Genomic DNA, 13,799 nt, shown 5'->3' with positions numbered 1-13,799 from the left:
GGTTGTTCTTGTTCTTTTTCTCCTCCGTCCTGCCTATCCCCCCCCGTCTCTGCTGCGGCGCCTTCCCCGCGGTCCCGCCCCCCCCCCCCACACCGCCGGGGCGGAGGGCACCGCCCCGCCGGGCGCGGGCCCGCACCGGGTTGGGCACCGCCCCGCCGGGCGCGGGGCCCGTCGAGTCACCCCGCCAGAAGGTCGAGATCGCGTTCGTCCGCCTGCCGGAAGGTCACTTGTGTCGTCATGGCGAACACCGTAAAGCTGTGGCCAGACATTGTTTTCCCCGGGAGTGACCCTCATGCCGCAGATCACCGTCGACTACTCCGCGCCCCTCGACCGGCGCGGCTTCGCGCTGGCCCTGCATCCGCTCGTCGTGGAGACGGTCGACGCGAGGCTCGACGCCTGCAAGACCCGGTTCCGGGAGGTCGAGGAGTTCGTCGCCGGTGGCGGAGCGGACGACGACGTCCTCGTGCACGTCGAGATCGGCCTGCTCGCCGGCCGCACCGACGAGGTCAAGGCACGGCTCGCGGACGCCGTCCTGGAGCTGCTGCCCGCGTACCTCAAGGCCGCCGAGGGAGTCACGCTCTCCGTCGAGGTCCGCGACCTCGACGGCTCCTACCGCAAGCGCTGATCGGGCGCAGCGGTCATACCGGGCACTTCGGGTACGAGCGCCGCGAGCCTGGCCACGAGGTCCCCGAAGGGGCCGTCGGCCGGCTCGTCGGCGAGGATCCGGACGAGGATCTCCGCCATCTCCGTGTCGTACGCGGCGCTCACCGCGGCCAGCGCGGCGAAGTCGTGCACCAGCTGGAGCTCCAGCTCCGCGCGCGGGACCCGGCGGCCGTCCAGCCACAGGAGCGCCGTCGACTCGGCGAGCGACACCCAGGAGCGGACGACCAGTTCGAGCCGGGCGGAGGGCTTCTCGACCTCCAGATGGGCCAGGATCTGTTCGTACGCGGCCTGCCGGACCTCGTCGATCATCGCGTTCGTCGTCGACGAGCCGACCGCGGGCCCGCCGCGCATCAGCGCCGCGAAGCCGGGCCCGTGCTCGTCCACGAAGTCGAAGAACCGGCCCATCACCCGCAGCAGCCGCGGCCCGAGCGGTCCCCGGGGCGGCTCCACGAAGCGGGCCGCGAGCTCGTCCGCCGCGCGGCGCAGCGCCGCCTCGTAGAGGCTCTGCTTGCCGGGGAAGTAGTGGTAGACCAGCGGCCGGGAGATGCCCGCGGCGGCGGCGATCTCGTCGATGGACACGTCGTCGGGAGAGCGGTGGCTGAAGAGTTCGAGGGCCACCCCGATCAGCTGCTGCTTGCGCTCCTCGACGCCCATCCTGCGGCGTACCCCGGTCGTCATACGAACAGCCTAACGGTGTCCGTTACGCTCCTGCCTCATGAGCGCTTCCGACCAGGACACCCCGACCGCCGAGGCCCCGGAGGCCGACCAGCCGAGGACGGCCGCAGAGGCCGGCGAAAAGCCGGAGTCCCCCGAAGTCCCCGAAGTCCCCGTGGAGCCCGAGGAGTCGGGGGAGCCGGGGGACGGGGAGGCGGACCCGGAGGAGTCGGGGGAGCTGGAGGAGGACCCGGAGGTTCCCGCCTCCGGGCTGACCCCGAAGCAGGCGCGGCGGCTGCGCGTCGCCGCCGCGTCCGTGCTCCTGGCGGTCCTGGCCGTGGTGCTCGTCATCCGGCTCGCGAGCCGTACGTCCGTCCTGGTCGTCGGCGTGTACGGACTCGCGATGATCCTCTGCGGGATCGTGATCGAACTCTCCCGCAACGGCCGCACCCGCCTCGGCACCTGGCTCCTGGCGGGCGGCCTCCTCACGGCACTGGCCCTGGACTGGCTGGTCCTGCCGTGACTCTCGTCAGAGGTCGAGGACGAGCCGCTTCCCCGCGCAGCGCGAGACGCAGATCAGCATCGAACCGTCCCGCTCCTCGTCGGTGAGCAGCTCGTCCCGGTGGTCGATCTCGCCTTCCAGGACCCGCTGTCGGCAGGTCCCGCAGAAGCCCTGTCGGCAGGAGTACATGATGCCGGGCACCTCCTCGCGGACCGCCGACAGGAGCGACTGGTCGGCCGCCACCGTCAACGTCCGCCCGGTGCGGCGCAGTTCGACCTCGAACGCGGTGCCGCCGGTCGTCGCGGCGGCGGTGAAGCGCTCCAGACGCGGCGCCCGGCCCTCCGGCATCGCCGCGCCCGCGGCGTCCATCAGCCCGTCGGGCCCGCAGCAGTACACGGCCGTCCCGTCGGGCAGGTCCGTGAGGAACTCCAGGTCGGGGAAGCCGGATTCGTCCTCGGCGGCGACGGTCACGCGGTGGCCGGCGCCCAGCGCCTCGATCTCCTTCAGGTACGGCATGGTGGCCCGGCTCCGCCCGCAGTAGACGAGCCGCCAGTCCGCCCCGGCCGCCTCGGCGGCGCGCAGCATCGGCAGGACCGGGGTGATGCCGATGCCGCCGGCGACGAAGACGTACGCGGGGGAGTCGACCAGCGGGAAGCGGTTGCGCGGCCCCCGGATCTCGATCTCCACGCCCTCGCGGAGCTGCTCGTGCACCTCGCGCGAACCGCCCCGGCCGCCCTGCGGTTCCCCGATGAGGCGCGTGGCCACCGTGTACGCCGACAGGTCGGCCGGATCGCCGCAGAGCGAGTACTGCCGGACGAGTCCGGAGGGCAGGACCAGGTCGATGTGGGCGCCCGGCTGCCAGGCGGGCAGCCCGTCGCCCTCCAGGCGCAGTTCGACGACGCCCTCGGCGGGCGTGGTGCGCCCGGCGACCCGCACCTTGCGCGGGACGGTGCTGCCCCGCCCGTACCCGGATACGGGGGTGTCGAGGGCGGGCATCGGCCACAGGGGGGCGGTGCTCATGCGGCTGCGGACGGCGCGGCGGACGAGCAGCGCGGCCCCGGCGACGAGGGCGACGGTGGTGAACCGGGGCATCAGCGGCCTCCGTTCGCGCCGGGGGAGGAGGCCAGGTAGGCCATGGCCTGCGCGGTGTTCCCCTCCTGGGAGGGGTGGTAGGCGCGGCTGAGGTAGCGGGGGATGGAGCGCAGCATGGCCGGGGTGGAGGGCAGCACGCCCTGCCGGCCCTTGCGGACGAAGTCCGCGAAGGAGGCCTTCGGGTCGAGCAGGCTGGGGTCGTTCTCCATGAAGAAGCGGACGCCCCGCTGCCAGAGGAACATGAGCGCGGCGAAGGCGAGCGCCCAGGTGCGGGCGCGGCGCCGGTAGCTGCCGTCGAGGTGCATGAAGAGCTCGAAGGCGACGGCGCGGTGCTCGACCTCCTCGGCGCCGTGCCAGCGCAGCAGGTCCAGCATGGTCGGGTCGGCGCCGACGCGGTCGAGCGCGTCGGCGTTGAGGACCCAGTCGCCGAGGAAGGCGGTGTAGTGCTCGATGGCGGCGATGAGCGCGACCCGCTCCATGAGCCACCAGCGGCGCGGCCGGCCGGGCGGCAGGGTCCGGTCGCCGAGGAGCTTCTCGAAGAACCAGTCGACGTGCGCGGTGTACGGGGTGGGATCGAGGCCCAGCTTCCGCAGGTGGGGGAGGACGTCGTCGTGGGCCTGGGAGTGGATGGCCTCCTGGCCGATGAAGCCGATGACGTCCTCGCGCAGCCGGTCGTCGGTGATGTACGGCAGCGCCTGCTCGTAGACGTGCACGAACCAGCGCTCGCCGGCCGGGAGCAGCAGGTGCAGCACGTTGATGGTGTGGGTGGTGAAGGGGTCGCCCGGTACCCAGTGGAGCGGTGTCTCTTCCCAGTCGAAGGAGACCTTGCGGGCCTTGAGCTCGACGTGCTCCGACGCCACCGGTGCAGGCTGCGTATTAGACATGATGTCAATGTACTGAGGGGTAAGCCGCCGGCAACAGGTGCGTGCGGGGTCTTTTTCGCACCTGTTACCTGCGGTCACCGTCATGTGGCTGCTGGGCCCGTCACCGCAGGGCGGTCCTCCGGGTGCCGTCCCGCAGGGTGCCGGTCAGGTCCGCCCGGTCGCCCGGCTTCGCCTTCACCGCCAGGAGGGGGCCCGCCGACCGGCTCCGCACGCCGCCCGAGGTCTCCAGGGACGTGAAGTCCGGGCTGCCCGCGGCCAGGACGTACCAGCCGCCGCCCGGCGCCTGCCACAGCACGCCCGCGAGGACCCGGGGATCCCGCACCCCGCAGGCCGGCGAGCCCTCGGAGCGGGCCGCGAGCGCCGCCGGGACCTCGGGCGACGGGACCAGGAACTGGGCGAGGACCCGGCTGCCCGTGCCCCGCCAGGTCTCCGCGCGCGTGCACACCCAGGTGCCGTGCCCGGCGCCCTCGGGCAGCGGCTGCCGCGCGAACCGCCAGGCGCTCACGGACCGCACCCCGTGCCCCCGCACGGCCGCCAGCTGGCACGCGGTACGCGCCCAGGCGTCCCGCGCCTCCGTGCCGGTCGCGTCCACGGGCGCGGTGGGCGGCCCCCACAGCATCCGGGCGGGCGCCAGCTCGCCCAGGTCGGCGAGGAGCCGCAGCCCAGAACCGTCCCGCACCTGAAGGGCGTTCCACTTCGCGCAGCCGGCGGCGGCCCGTGCGGGACTCGGCACGGGATCCGTCACCCCGTCGGCGTCCCGCAGCAGCGGCCGGGGCGGCTTCACGGGCGCGAGGAGGTCCCGTACGGCCGTCTCCCGTACCCAGGGAGCCGTCAGATAGCGGACGTTGCCGGACGCGCGGGAGACGACCAGGGCGGCGGCGCCGACGGTGTCGGCGGCGTCCGTCCGCGCGAAGTCGAGCGCGGCGCCCGCCGTCCCCTCGGCCGGCTCCGCGTACCGCACGGCCCGCAGCCCGTCGTGGAAGAGCACCACCCGCATCGCATCGACCCGCCCCGCGAACAGCAGCTGCGGCGGCCCCATCGGCGGCCCGACGGGCGTCCCCGGCGTCGCGGAGGACCGCACGTCGCCGCCGGGCCGGGCCCAGACGGCGAGCGCCCGCCGCAACAGCGCGGTGTCGCCGGTCAGCCCGCCGCGCGCGGGCCACACGGAGAAGTCCTGCCGCGTGGCCCCCGGCCAGACGTCGGGACCCACCCGCTTGACCGCACCCGGGTCGAGGGCGGCCTCGGCGGCGGGATTACGGGCGTACGAGGGCGCAGCAGCACCGTTTCTGCCCCAGCCGTCCCCGGGCAGCCCGAGCAACGCCCCGCACACCACGAGCGCCACGACGGCGACGAACGCGGCCCGCACGTGCTGCCGCCGCCGCACCAGATCGGTGGGCCGCGCCTGCAACGCACACGGATCGAACTCGTCGGACTCGAGCAGGGCGGCACCGCTGAGACGACGGGGGTGGGCGGGGTGCGGCCCTGCGGCCGCAGGGCCGGCGCCGTCGGGGGCTGCGCCCTGTCCTGAGGCGCCGCCGGAGTGTGCGGCGGACCTGTCGGAGCGGGCCGCGGATCCGGCCCGGCCGGAGGCGTCGGCTCCGCCCGGGCCGTCAGACGTGCCGCGCACGCCCGTACGCCCGGCACCCGTACCGTCGGCCCTGCTAGGGCCGGACTGTTCGCCGACCCTCTCGGCACGGCCGGCCCCGGCTCCTCCCGGGCCCCCGGCCCTCCCGGGGCCGCCCTGCTCGCCGACCCTGGCCGCGTCGTCCTCCAGCGGAAGCGCCCCGGGGGCGCCCGGGTGCTCCAGGCTCTCCGCGTTCCCCGCGTTCCCCGCGCCCTCCGCGCTCTCCGTCGCGTCCAGCGCGTCCGCCTCCGCCAGGGCCGCCGCCGGGTCCTCGACGCCCGCCGCCGCCAGGACGCGCAGCACCTCCGGGTCGCCCTGGCGCTCCAGGCCGCGGAGCACGTACGCCGCCCGGCCGGGACCCGAGAGCCGGGTCAGTCGCTGGTCCAGGGCGAGTTCGTCGGCGCCGCCCACCCGGGGGAAGAGCCGTAGCCCCCACACGTGCGGCAGCAGCGGCGGGAACTGGGCCCGGCGCGGCAGCGCGAGGCGCCGGAGCGGCAGCCCGGCGATCAGCGCCTGCCGCAGCACCTCGCCCCGTACGTACGCGTACCCCGGATCCACCGCGTCCTCGTCCCGACGCGGGCCGGGCACCGCCGGGCCCGGGACCCGGCGGCGCGGCAGCGACCGCTGGACGAGGGCGTGCGCGGTCAGCACCCGGCGGTTGCGGCCGAGCGCCGGCGGCAGGACGAGATAGGCGATGCGGACGAGCCGGGGATACCGCTCGACGAGCGCGGCCTCGGCCTGCTCGACGTCGACGGGGCCCACGGGCGAGGGGACGAGATCCTGGGTGCTCACGTTCAGCAGAACGAGCGATTCTTCCGATGGTCACCCCGGGCCCGTACGGGTGCAGCTCAGGCCGACGTGACCGTCAGGCGCTCGCGGATCCGCTCCGTCACCTCGTCCGGGACGCCGAGCCCCTCCCGTACGTACTTCTCCATCGACCCGTGCCGGACCGCCACTTCGTCGAGCGCCGCGTCGAGGTACTCCGGCAGGACGCCGATGAGCTCGAGCGCGAGCTCGGGGTCGCCGCCCTGGGCCGTGAACCCCTCGATCATGGGCGCGAACGCCAGCCGTACCGCCGGGTTGACCGCCAGGTACTCGGCCCGCACGGTCTCCTCGTCCGCGCCGAGCAGGGAGAGGACGACCGTCGCCGCCCAGCCGGTACGGTCCTTGCCGGCCGAGCAGTGGAAGAGCAGCGGCCCGGCGCCCGGGGTGCCGAGCTCGGCGAGCAGGGCGCGGTACGAGGCGCGGGCGGAGTCGCCGGAGACGAAGGTCCGGTACGTCCGGGCGAAGGCCGCCCGGACCCGGCCCCCGCCGAGGTGCTCCTCGGCGAGCGCCGGGTCGGTGAGCAGGGCCTTCAGACGGGCGGCGGGCGGCAGTCCGCTGCCGGCCAGGTAGTCGGCGAGGACGTCGGCGACGAGCAGCCGGGCGCCGGGCGGCAGCCGGTCCGGCCGGTCGCCGCGCTCCGTCTCCGTCCGGAAGTCGACGACGGTACGGATGCCGAGGCCGGCGACGGCGGGCTCGGCCGCGTCGAGCCGGTCGAGCTGCGCGGAACGGAGCACGAGCCCACGCCGGACGGAACGCCCGTCACCGAGCGGCAGCCCGCCGAGATCACGGAGGTTGGCGACGGAGGTGGCGGGGATGGCGGTCATGACGTCGACGGTAGTGGATCGCCCGGATCTGGGCAGATCCACACGAAACGCCACGTTGCGGGCTGCGCGTCTGCGCCGCCCGTTACGAGCCCGCGTCCCGCCGGGGCGGTGCCCACACGGGCGTGGGCGCGAGGTCACCCCTTCGCCAGTGCGGCCAGCACCTCCGCCTCCCGTTCCGGCGTGAGCCCCGCCCGCCGGTCCGCCCGCTGCGGCGCGACGCCCCCGAGGGACTCCAGCCACGCCCAGGTGTCGGCGACCGTCGACGTCACCGGCCGGCAGTGCAGCCCCGCCGTGAGGGCGCGGGAGACGTCGCCGGTGTGCATCGCGTCGTACAGCTCGCCCGGCGGCAGCCACACCGGCAGCTCCGTCCAGGGCTCGGCCCCGGCCGCGAGGAGCGCCTCGGGCTCCGTCCAGCGCAGTTCGGCGTCCGCCCCCGTCGCCCGTACGCACGCGTCGAGCAGCCCGCCCATGGTGGTGTGCCCGGACGGCGAGACGAGGTTGTACGGCCCCGAAAGACCGGCCGCCACCGCGTCCAGCGTCCACGCGGCGAGGTCGCGGACGTCGATGTACTGGATGGGCATCGAGCGCGGCCCGGGCGCGAGGACGGGGCCGCCGCGCGCGATCCGGCCCAGCCACCAGGGGAGCCGGCCCACGTTCTCGTACGGCCCGAGGATGAGGCCCGCGCGGACGAGCAGCGTCCGGTCGGGCCCGAAGGCGGCGGTCGCGGCGAGCTCGCCGCCCCGCTTGGACTCCGCGTAGGGCACCTCCCCGTCGTCCGGGGAGCCCTCCACCAGCGGCCCGTCCTCCGCGAGCCCGGCGGCGGGCGGCCAGGCGTACACGGAGCGGCTCGACACGTACGCGTACCGCCCCACCCGGTCCGCGAGCAGCCGGGCCGCGTCCCGGACGGCCGAGGGCGCGGCCGACCAGGTGTCCACGACGGCGTCCCAGGAACCGGTGGCGAGGGCGGCGAGACCGTCGGGGGCCGTACGGTCCCCGATCAGCGACGCCGCTCCCGGCGGGGCCTCGTGGCGGCCCCGGTGGAAGACCGTCACCTCCCAGCCCCGTTCGAGCGCGTCCTCGACGATCGCGCGGCCGACGAACTCCGTACCTCCGAGCATCAGCAGTCTCATGATCCGAGCCTGCCCGGCGGGGCCGGTCGGGGCCAGCGAGTTCCGCTCCCAGTGGATTCCGCCACGGGAGGAACCCCGGCGGAGGGCGCCGGCGTCCAGGGGCGGGGCGAGGTCCCGAACGGCCTGATCAGGGGATGTACTTGTAGCCGACCCGTCGCACGGTCTGGATCGTGTGGCGGTGCTCGGCGCCCAGCTTGCGGCGCAGTCGCGCGACATGCACGTCGACCGTCCGGCCGTCGCCCACGTGCCCGTACCCCCACACCGTCGTGACCAACTGGTCCCGCGTGTGCACCCGGTGAGGGTGGGCCACCAGGTGGGCGAGCAGCTCGAATTCGAGGTACGTCAGGTCGAGTGCCTGCCCGTCGACGCGGGCGATCCGCTGGACGCCGTCGATGGCCACCGGCCCCTGCTCCTCCGCCGCGGCGGCGGCCGGGGCGGGCAGGTGCGGCTGCTGGTCGGCCGGGACGAGGACGAGGTACCCGACCATCGGCGGCCGGCCCGGCAGCGTCGGCAGCGCGTGCTGCGGCGCGGGCAGCAGGGTGGCGCCGGGCGGCAGGAGGTCCGCCACCTGGGAGAGGTCGACGATCTCGTTCGGATCGACGGCACGGAGCCGGTGCCGGCCGGGACGGACGGCCGTGAGGGAAGCGCCGTGGGCGTGGGCGCTCTGGGGGTGGGCGATCTGACTGTGGGCCATGGCGGGTCAGCTCTTTCGCGCGGAGGAACGGACGGAAGCGTCTCGTACGTCGTGCGCGTGGGCCGAAGGCCGGGATCGGACCGTACCGATCGGGGCGTTAGAGGGCCGACGCGTTCCTCACGCGTCGACAGCACCGGTCGAAGTCGTGGTGCTGCCGGGAAGGCCAGAACGGCTCGAGGTCGTGGCGACCCGTCGCGGTGTCGTTCTTCATGCTGGCCATATCCCTATTGAACCAGAAGGGAATGCCGTCGACGACCCTTCGTCGGGTCATATCCCGTGTCATCCGTCCCACATGACGAGAGGGGCGCCCACCGTACGAAACGGCGGGCGCCCCTGTCGGGGTGTGCGGGGGATCAGACCTGGCCGGCCTTCTCCAGGGCCTCGCAGCAGGTGTCCACGATGAGGCGGGTCACCACGTACGGGTCGACGTTCGCGTTCGGGCGGCGGTCCTCGATGTAGCCCTTCTGGTCCTGCTCGACCTGCCACGGGATGCGGACCGAGGCGCCGCGGTCCGAGACGCCGTAGGAGTACTCGTCCCACGGGGCGGTCTCGTGCAGGCCCGTCAGGCGCTCGTCGATGCCGGCGCCGTAGTTCTTGACGTGGTCGAGCGGCTTCGAGCCCTCGCCGAGGGACTCGCACGCGGTGATGATCGCGTCGTAGCCCTCGCGCATCGCCTTGGTGGAGAAGTTGGTGTGCGCGCCCGCGCCGTTCCAGTCGCCCTTCACCGGCTTCGGGTCGAGCGTCGCGGAGACGTTGAAGTCCTCGGCCGTGCGGTAGAGCAGCCAGCGGGCGATCCACAGCTGGTCCGAGACCTCGAGCGGGGCCAGCGGGCCGACCTGGAACTCCCACTGGCCGGGCATGACCTCGGCGTTGATGCCGGAGATGCCGAGACCGGCCTTGAGGCAGTTCTCCAGGTGCGCCTCGACGACCGGGCGGCCGAAGATCTCGTCCGCGCCGACACCGCAGTAGTAGCCGCCCTGAGCGGCCGGGAAGCCGTTGACCGGGAAGCCGAGCGGGCGGGTGCCGTCGAAGAAGGTGTACTCCTGCTCGATGCCGAAGATCGACTCCTGGGCGCCGTACTTCGCGGCGACCTCGGCCAGCGCGGCGCGCGTGTTGGAGTCGTGCGGCGTCATGTCCGTGTTGAGGACCTCGCACAGCACCAGGATGTCGTTGCCGCCGCGGATCGGGTCCGGGCAGGTGAAGACCGGCTTGAGGACGCGGTCCGAGGCGTGACCCTTGGCCTGGTTCGTGCTGGAGCCGTCGAAGCCCCAGATCGGCAGCGCGTCGAGCGCGAGGCCCTCACCCGCGATGATCTTCGTCTTGGAGCGAAGCTTCGCGGTCGGCTCGGTGCCGTCGATCCAGATGTACTCAGCCTTGAAGGTCACGGGTCTCATCCTTTGGCGTGCTGCTGCGGGGATCCGCTGCGGCTCGCGGCACTGCGAGAAGCTGCGGTCACCGCGCCGACTGCGCGGTGTGTGTTCGACGGCAGCTTCGCAACACGGGATTTCCCGTCGGTTGCCCGAATGTGAACGCGGTGTTACTCGGCTTTCCTGATCCTCACGGAGCCGCCGTGCGATCGATCCAGGTCACCGCCCCCTGGGACGCGGCGCGTCGTATACGGGGTCCGCTGTCAGTACCGACCGGCAGACTGGGGGCATGGCGAAGCAGCTGGGGGCGAAGCCCCGTATCGGACTTCTCGGCACCGGCCCCTGGGCCGCCCGCACGCACGCGCCCGCGCTCGCCGGGCATCCGGGCGTCGAGTTCAGCGGGGTGTGGGGCAGACGCCCCGAGGCGGCGGCCGGGCTCGCCGCCGCGTCCGGCACGCGGGCGTACGAGGACGTGGACGCCCTCTTCGCCGCCAGCGACGCCGTCGCCCTCGCCCTCCCACCGGACGTCCAGGCCCCGCTCGCGGTGCGGGCGGCGGCGGCCGGCTGCCACGTGCTGCTGGACAAGCCGGTCGCGACGACGGTGGCCCTCGCCCGTGAGGTGACCGAGGCGGTGGAGGCGGCCGGGGTCGCCTCCGTGGTCTTCTGCACCCTGCGGTTCGCGGAGCCGACGGCCCGCTGGATCGACGAGCAGGCGGCGGCGGGCGGCTGGTTCCTGGGCGAGGCGCACTGGCTGGGCTCGCTCTACGGCCCCGGCTCCGCCAGTGCGTACGCCGCCTCGCCCTGGCGGCGGGAGAAGGGCGGCCTCTGGGACGTCGGCCCGCACGTCCTCTCCGTCTACCTGCCGGTCCTCGGCGACGTCACCGCGATCACCGCCGTGCCGGGCCCGGACGACACCCACCACCTGGTGCTGCGGCACGGCTCGGGGGCGAGCAGCACGGCCACGCTCACCCTGAGCGCGCCCGCGGAGGCGGCGGAGGCGGCCCTCACCCTGCACGGCACCCGGGGCCGGGCCGAGATGCCCCGCTGGGACGGCGCGGTGGGGGCGTTCGGCGCGGCCGTGGACGCCCTCGTCACGGCGGCCCGCACCGGCACGCCCCACCCCTGCGACGCCCGCTTCGGCCTGCGGCTCACGGAGATCCTGACGGAGGCGGAGCGGAGCGCGGCCCGCGGCTGACGACGCCACCGGCCCTCGCGCCCCCGGACGTCCCGGCGCCGTCCATGAGGTCCCGTACGCCCGTCAGGAACCGCCGTACCCCCCGGGTCTCGTCCTCCGTGAAGTCGCCGAGCAGCGCCACCGTCCCGTCGACGAGGGGGCCGAAGTGCGCGCGGCCCAGCTCCTTCGCCCGGTCCTCGACGGTGAGCAGCACGCGCCGCCGGTCCCGGGCGTCGCGCGAGCGGGCCACGTGGCCGAGCCGTTCGAGCCGGTCGACGACGGCGGTCGTGCCGGCCGAGTTGAGGCCGAGGCGCTCACCGAGCCACCCGGCCGTCGCGTCCGTACCGGCGCGCTCGGCGTCGAGGAGGCAGATGAGGGCTCGTACGTCCGTGGGGTGCATGCCGTTGCGCGTGGCGAACTCGGCCTGCCGCAGGCCGTATTCGACCGTGACCTCGCGCAGCAGATGAAAGATGCGCATCTCCGGTGACTCGGCCACCGCGACCTCCTATTATCTCGCTGGGCGAGAGTATCGCCGAACGTGATTGTCGCCGAACGAGAGGACTCGCGCCATGCCCCGTGCTCTGTCACGCGCCCGGGAGACGGACTTCGACGCCGCCTACGACGCGGTCCTCGCCCGGTGGCCCCGGTCCACCACCACCTCGGAACTCCGCACCCCGCACGGCACCACCCACGTCCTCCACCACGGCCCCGAGGACGGCCCGCCCGTCCTCCTGCTGCCCGGCGGCGGGGCCACCGCCGCCTCCTGGGGCGCGACGGCCGCCTCGCTCGGCGCGACGCACCGGCTCCACGCCGTCGATCTCGCCGGCGGCCCCGGGCGCAGCCGGTCCGACGGTCTCCCCATCCGTACCGCCGCCGACCTCGGGGCCTGGCTCGACGCCGTGCTCGACGGCCTCGGACTCGCCTCCGCGGCCTTCCTCGGCCACTCGTACGGGGCGTGGATCGCGCTCCGGTACGCCCTCGCGGCCCCCGACCGCACCGACCGCCTGGTCCTCCTCGACCCGACCGGCTGCTTCGCCGGCTTCCGGCCGGCGTACCTCCTGCACGCCCTGCCCATGCTGCTGCGCCCGAGCGCCGCACGGGCCGAGGCCTTCCTGACCTGGGAGACCGACGGCGCGGAACACGACCCGGCGCTGCGGCGCCTCGACGCCCTCGCGGCGGAACAGCCCCGGCAGCGCCCGGTCACGGGCCCGCGCCCGACGGCCGCCGAACTGGCCGCACTGCGGCCCCCGGCGCTGCTGTTCTTCGCCGGGGAGAGCCGCGTCCACGACGCGCGACGGGTGGCCGCCCGGGCGCGGGCGACCGTCCACGGCGCCGTGACGGAGAACCTGCCGGCCGCGACCCACCACACGCTCCCGGAGGGCCTGCATCCCGCCGCGCTGTCCCGGATCGCGGCCTTCCTGCACGGCGCGGTGGGCTGACGTCAGCGGGACAGCGCGTCCCGCACGGCCTCCTCGCTGCGGCCGACGACGGCGGTGCCGTCCTCGGCCGTGATGATGGGCCGCTGGATCAGCTTGGGATGCGCGGAGAGCGCCTCGATCCACCGCTCGCGACTCGCCTCGTCCCGGGGCCACTCCTTCACCCCGAGCTCCTTGGCGATGTGCTCGCCGGTCCGCGTGATGTCCCACGGTTCGAGCCCGAGCCGCTTCAGCACCTCCCGGATCTCCTCCGGCGTCGGCACCTCCTCCAGGTAGCGGCGCACGGTGTAGTCGGCGCCCTCCGCGTCGAGAAGGGTGAGGGCGCTGCGGCACTTGGAACAGGCGGGATTGATCCAGATCTCCATGCCCCACACGGTACCCGTACGGTACCCCCCAGGGCCCCCGCCACCACCCCCCAAACCCCATCTGGCCAGGGGCGATTGTCAGTGGGGGTCTCTAAAATAGGGGGTGAAGGTGAGGGTCCCGGGGAGGGCCCGCACCCCACCGTTCGCCAGGAGGTAGCCCATGGCTCTCGCCGTGATCCGGACGCCGTCCCTCGAACCCTGGAAGCCGCTCCAGAAGAAGCCGCTCCCCGCGGGCCGCCCCCGCGAGTGGTACGTGTCGCACAACCGCCGCCTGAAGGCCATGCGCCTCGCGATCGCCCTTCTCGACGCCGGCGTCTACGTCCCGTCGAAGGCCACGAACGCGACGATACGCACCACGGCCGAGAGCATCGGAATCCACCCGCCCTCCGACACCACCTGCCGGATGGTCCGGGCCCTGATCCGCTACGGCCGCTGACGCGAGAGGGGCGCCGCCCCGGCCGCTGACGCGACGGGGGCGGGGGGGGGGGGGGGGGGGGGGGGGGGGGGGGGAGGGGGCGCCCCGCCCCCCGGGGCCTTGCCCCGCCCCACACACCCAAGAAGCCGT

15 protein-coding genes are annotated in these 13,799 nt (G+C 74.5%); 5 read left to right on the top strand and 10 right to left on the bottom strand.

Going from position 1 to position 13,799, the window contains the following annotated elements; all coding sequences use genetic code 11:
- The first annotated feature begins 292 nt into the window (after positions 1-292).
- Positions 293-625: a 5-carboxymethyl-2-hydroxymuconate Delta-isomerase gene (locus ACZ7HT_RS00315; protein ID WP_471158157.1), complete on the top strand. Its 333-nt coding sequence runs from the start codon at positions 293-295 to the stop codon at positions 623-625.
- Here the strand turns inward: ACZ7HT_RS00315 and ACZ7HT_RS00310 are convergent.
- Positions 610-1,341, bottom strand: coding sequence for a TetR/AcrR family transcriptional regulator (locus ACZ7HT_RS00310; RefSeq protein WP_471158155.1), 732 nt, complete (start codon positions 1,339-1,341; stop codon positions 610-612). The genes ACZ7HT_RS00315 and ACZ7HT_RS00310 overlap by 16 nt on opposite strands.
- 37 nt (positions 1,342-1,378) lie before the next feature.
- On the opposite strand from ACZ7HT_RS00310, the gene ACZ7HT_RS00305 reads away from it, so the two are divergent.
- Complete coding sequence (locus ACZ7HT_RS00305; RefSeq protein WP_471158153.1) at positions 1,379-1,840, top strand: hypothetical protein; 462 nt, start codon at positions 1,379-1,381, stop codon at positions 1,838-1,840.
- 6 nt (positions 1,841-1,846) lie between these two features.
- Here the strand turns inward: ACZ7HT_RS00305 and ACZ7HT_RS00300 are convergent, their stop codons facing one another.
- The 7 genes from ACZ7HT_RS00300 to glnII all read right to left on the bottom strand — a co-directional run bounded on the left by ACZ7HT_RS00300 (position 1,847) and on the right by glnII (position 10,277).
- Complete coding sequence (locus ACZ7HT_RS00300; RefSeq protein WP_471158151.1) at positions 1,847-2,911, bottom strand: PDR/VanB family oxidoreductase; 1,065 nt, start codon at positions 2,909-2,911, stop codon at positions 1,847-1,849.
- Positions 2,911-3,795, bottom strand: a complete 885-nt coding sequence (locus tag ACZ7HT_RS00295) for a metal-dependent hydrolase (RefSeq protein ID WP_471158149.1) — start codon at positions 3,793-3,795, stop codon at positions 2,911-2,913. Before ACZ7HT_RS00295 ends, ACZ7HT_RS00300 begins: the two co-directional genes overlap by 1 nt.
- Before the next feature lie 100 nt (positions 3,796-3,895).
- Complete coding sequence (locus ACZ7HT_RS00290; RefSeq protein ID WP_471158147.1) at positions 3,896-6,211, bottom strand: hypothetical protein; 2,316 nt, start codon at positions 6,209-6,211, stop codon at positions 3,896-3,898.
- Between the two features lie 56 nt (positions 6,212-6,267).
- Positions 6,268-7,068 (bottom strand): tyrosine-protein phosphatase, encoded by an 801-nt coding sequence (locus ACZ7HT_RS00285; protein WP_471158145.1) that lies wholly within the window; start codon positions 7,066-7,068, stop codon positions 6,268-6,270.
- 134 nt (positions 7,069-7,202) lie between these two features.
- Positions 7,203-8,198: an NAD-dependent epimerase/dehydratase family protein gene (locus tag ACZ7HT_RS00280; RefSeq protein WP_471158143.1), complete on the bottom strand. Its 996-nt coding sequence runs from the start codon at positions 8,196-8,198 to the stop codon at positions 7,203-7,205.
- 127 nt (positions 8,199-8,325) lie between these two features.
- Positions 8,326-8,892 (bottom strand): winged helix-turn-helix domain-containing protein, encoded by a 567-nt coding sequence (locus ACZ7HT_RS00275; protein ID WP_471158141.1) that lies wholly within the window; start codon positions 8,890-8,892, stop codon positions 8,326-8,328.
- 353 nt (positions 8,893-9,245) lie between these two features.
- The gene (gene glnII, locus ACZ7HT_RS00270; protein WP_471158139.1) at positions 9,246-10,277 is read right to left on the bottom strand and encodes a glutamine synthetase; all 1,032 of its coding nucleotides are present in this window, start codon (positions 10,275-10,277) and stop codon (positions 9,246-9,248) included.
- A gap of 271 nt (positions 10,278-10,548) precedes the next feature.
- Between glnII and ACZ7HT_RS00265 the strand changes: the two genes are divergently transcribed.
- Positions 10,549-11,454: a Gfo/Idh/MocA family protein gene (locus ACZ7HT_RS00265; RefSeq protein WP_471158137.1), complete on the top strand. Its 906-nt coding sequence runs from the start codon at positions 10,549-10,551 to the stop codon at positions 11,452-11,454.
- Here ACZ7HT_RS00265 and ACZ7HT_RS00260 read toward each other — a convergent pair.
- Positions 11,408-11,911, bottom strand: coding sequence for a MarR family transcriptional regulator (locus ACZ7HT_RS00260; RefSeq protein WP_471159006.1), 504 nt, complete (start codon positions 11,909-11,911; stop codon positions 11,408-11,410). The genes ACZ7HT_RS00265 and ACZ7HT_RS00260 overlap by 47 nt on opposite strands.
- 91 nt (positions 11,912-12,002) lie before the next feature.
- Between ACZ7HT_RS00260 and ACZ7HT_RS00255 the strand changes: the two genes are divergently transcribed.
- On the top strand, positions 12,003-12,872 hold the full coding sequence (locus tag ACZ7HT_RS00255; protein ID WP_471158135.1) for an alpha/beta fold hydrolase: 870 nt from the start codon (positions 12,003-12,005) through the stop codon (positions 12,870-12,872).
- 2 nt (positions 12,873-12,874) lie between these two features.
- On the opposite strand, the gene ACZ7HT_RS00250 is transcribed toward ACZ7HT_RS00255, so the two are convergent.
- The gene (locus ACZ7HT_RS00250) at positions 12,875-13,234 is read right to left on the bottom strand and encodes an arsenate reductase family protein (protein WP_471158133.1); all 360 of its coding nucleotides are present in this window, start codon (positions 13,232-13,234) and stop codon (positions 12,875-12,877) included.
- Between the two features lie 160 nt (positions 13,235-13,394).
- Between ACZ7HT_RS00250 and ACZ7HT_RS00245 the strand changes: the two genes are divergently transcribed.
- Entirely contained in the window at positions 13,395-13,670 is a 276-nt protein-coding gene (locus ACZ7HT_RS00245; RefSeq protein ID WP_376590174.1) for a hypothetical protein, read from the top strand.
- Positions 13,671-13,799 lie beyond the last annotated feature (129 nt).

The sequence above is a fragment of the Streptomyces sp. NPDC037410 genome (genome assembly GCF_055602235.1).
Note: the sequence above shows the minus strand (reverse complement) of the source record. Positions and strands in the feature narration are given on the sequence as shown.

Excerpts from the sequence above, each read along its gene's own strand:
- ACZ7HT_RS00315 (WP_471158157.1), top strand. The coding sequence starts at position 293 with ATGCCGCAGATCACCGTCGACTACTCCGCGCCCCTCGACCGGCGCGGC.
- ACZ7HT_RS00310 (WP_471158155.1), bottom strand. The coding sequence starts at position 1,341 with ATGACGACCGGGGTACGCCGCAGGATGGGCGTCGAGGAGCGCAAGCAG.
- ACZ7HT_RS00305 (WP_471158153.1), top strand. The coding sequence starts at position 1,379 with ATGAGCGCTTCCGACCAGGACACCCCGACCGCCGAGGCCCCGGAGGCC.
- ACZ7HT_RS00300 (WP_471158151.1), bottom strand. The coding sequence starts at position 2,911 with ATGCCCCGGTTCACCACCGTCGCCCTCGTCGCCGGGGCCGCGCTGCTC.
- ACZ7HT_RS00295 (WP_471158149.1), bottom strand. The coding sequence starts at position 3,795 with ATGTCTAATACGCAGCCTGCACCGGTGGCGTCGGAGCACGTCGAGCTC.
- ACZ7HT_RS00285 (WP_471158145.1), bottom strand. The coding sequence starts at position 7,068 with ATGACCGCCATCCCCGCCACCTCCGTCGCCAACCTCCGTGATCTCGGC.
- ACZ7HT_RS00280 (WP_471158143.1), bottom strand. The coding sequence starts at position 8,198 with ATGAGACTGCTGATGCTCGGAGGTACGGAGTTCGTCGGCCGCGCGATC.
- ACZ7HT_RS00275 (WP_471158141.1), bottom strand. The coding sequence starts at position 8,892 with ATGGCCCACAGTCAGATCGCCCACCCCCAGAGCGCCCACGCCCACGGC.
- ACZ7HT_RS00265 (WP_471158137.1), top strand. The coding sequence starts at position 10,549 with ATGGCGAAGCAGCTGGGGGCGAAGCCCCGTATCGGACTTCTCGGCACC.
- ACZ7HT_RS00260 (WP_471159006.1), bottom strand. The coding sequence starts at position 11,911 with ATGCGCATCTTTCATCTGCTGCGCGAGGTCACGGTCGAATACGGCCTG.
- ACZ7HT_RS00255 (WP_471158135.1), top strand. The coding sequence starts at position 12,003 with ATGCCCCGTGCTCTGTCACGCGCCCGGGAGACGGACTTCGACGCCGCC.
- ACZ7HT_RS00250 (WP_471158133.1), bottom strand. The coding sequence starts at position 13,234 with ATGGAGATCTGGATCAATCCCGCCTGTTCCAAGTGCCGCAGCGCCCTC.
- ACZ7HT_RS00245 (WP_376590174.1), top strand. The coding sequence starts at position 13,395 with ATGGCTCTCGCCGTGATCCGGACGCCGTCCCTCGAACCCTGGAAGCCG.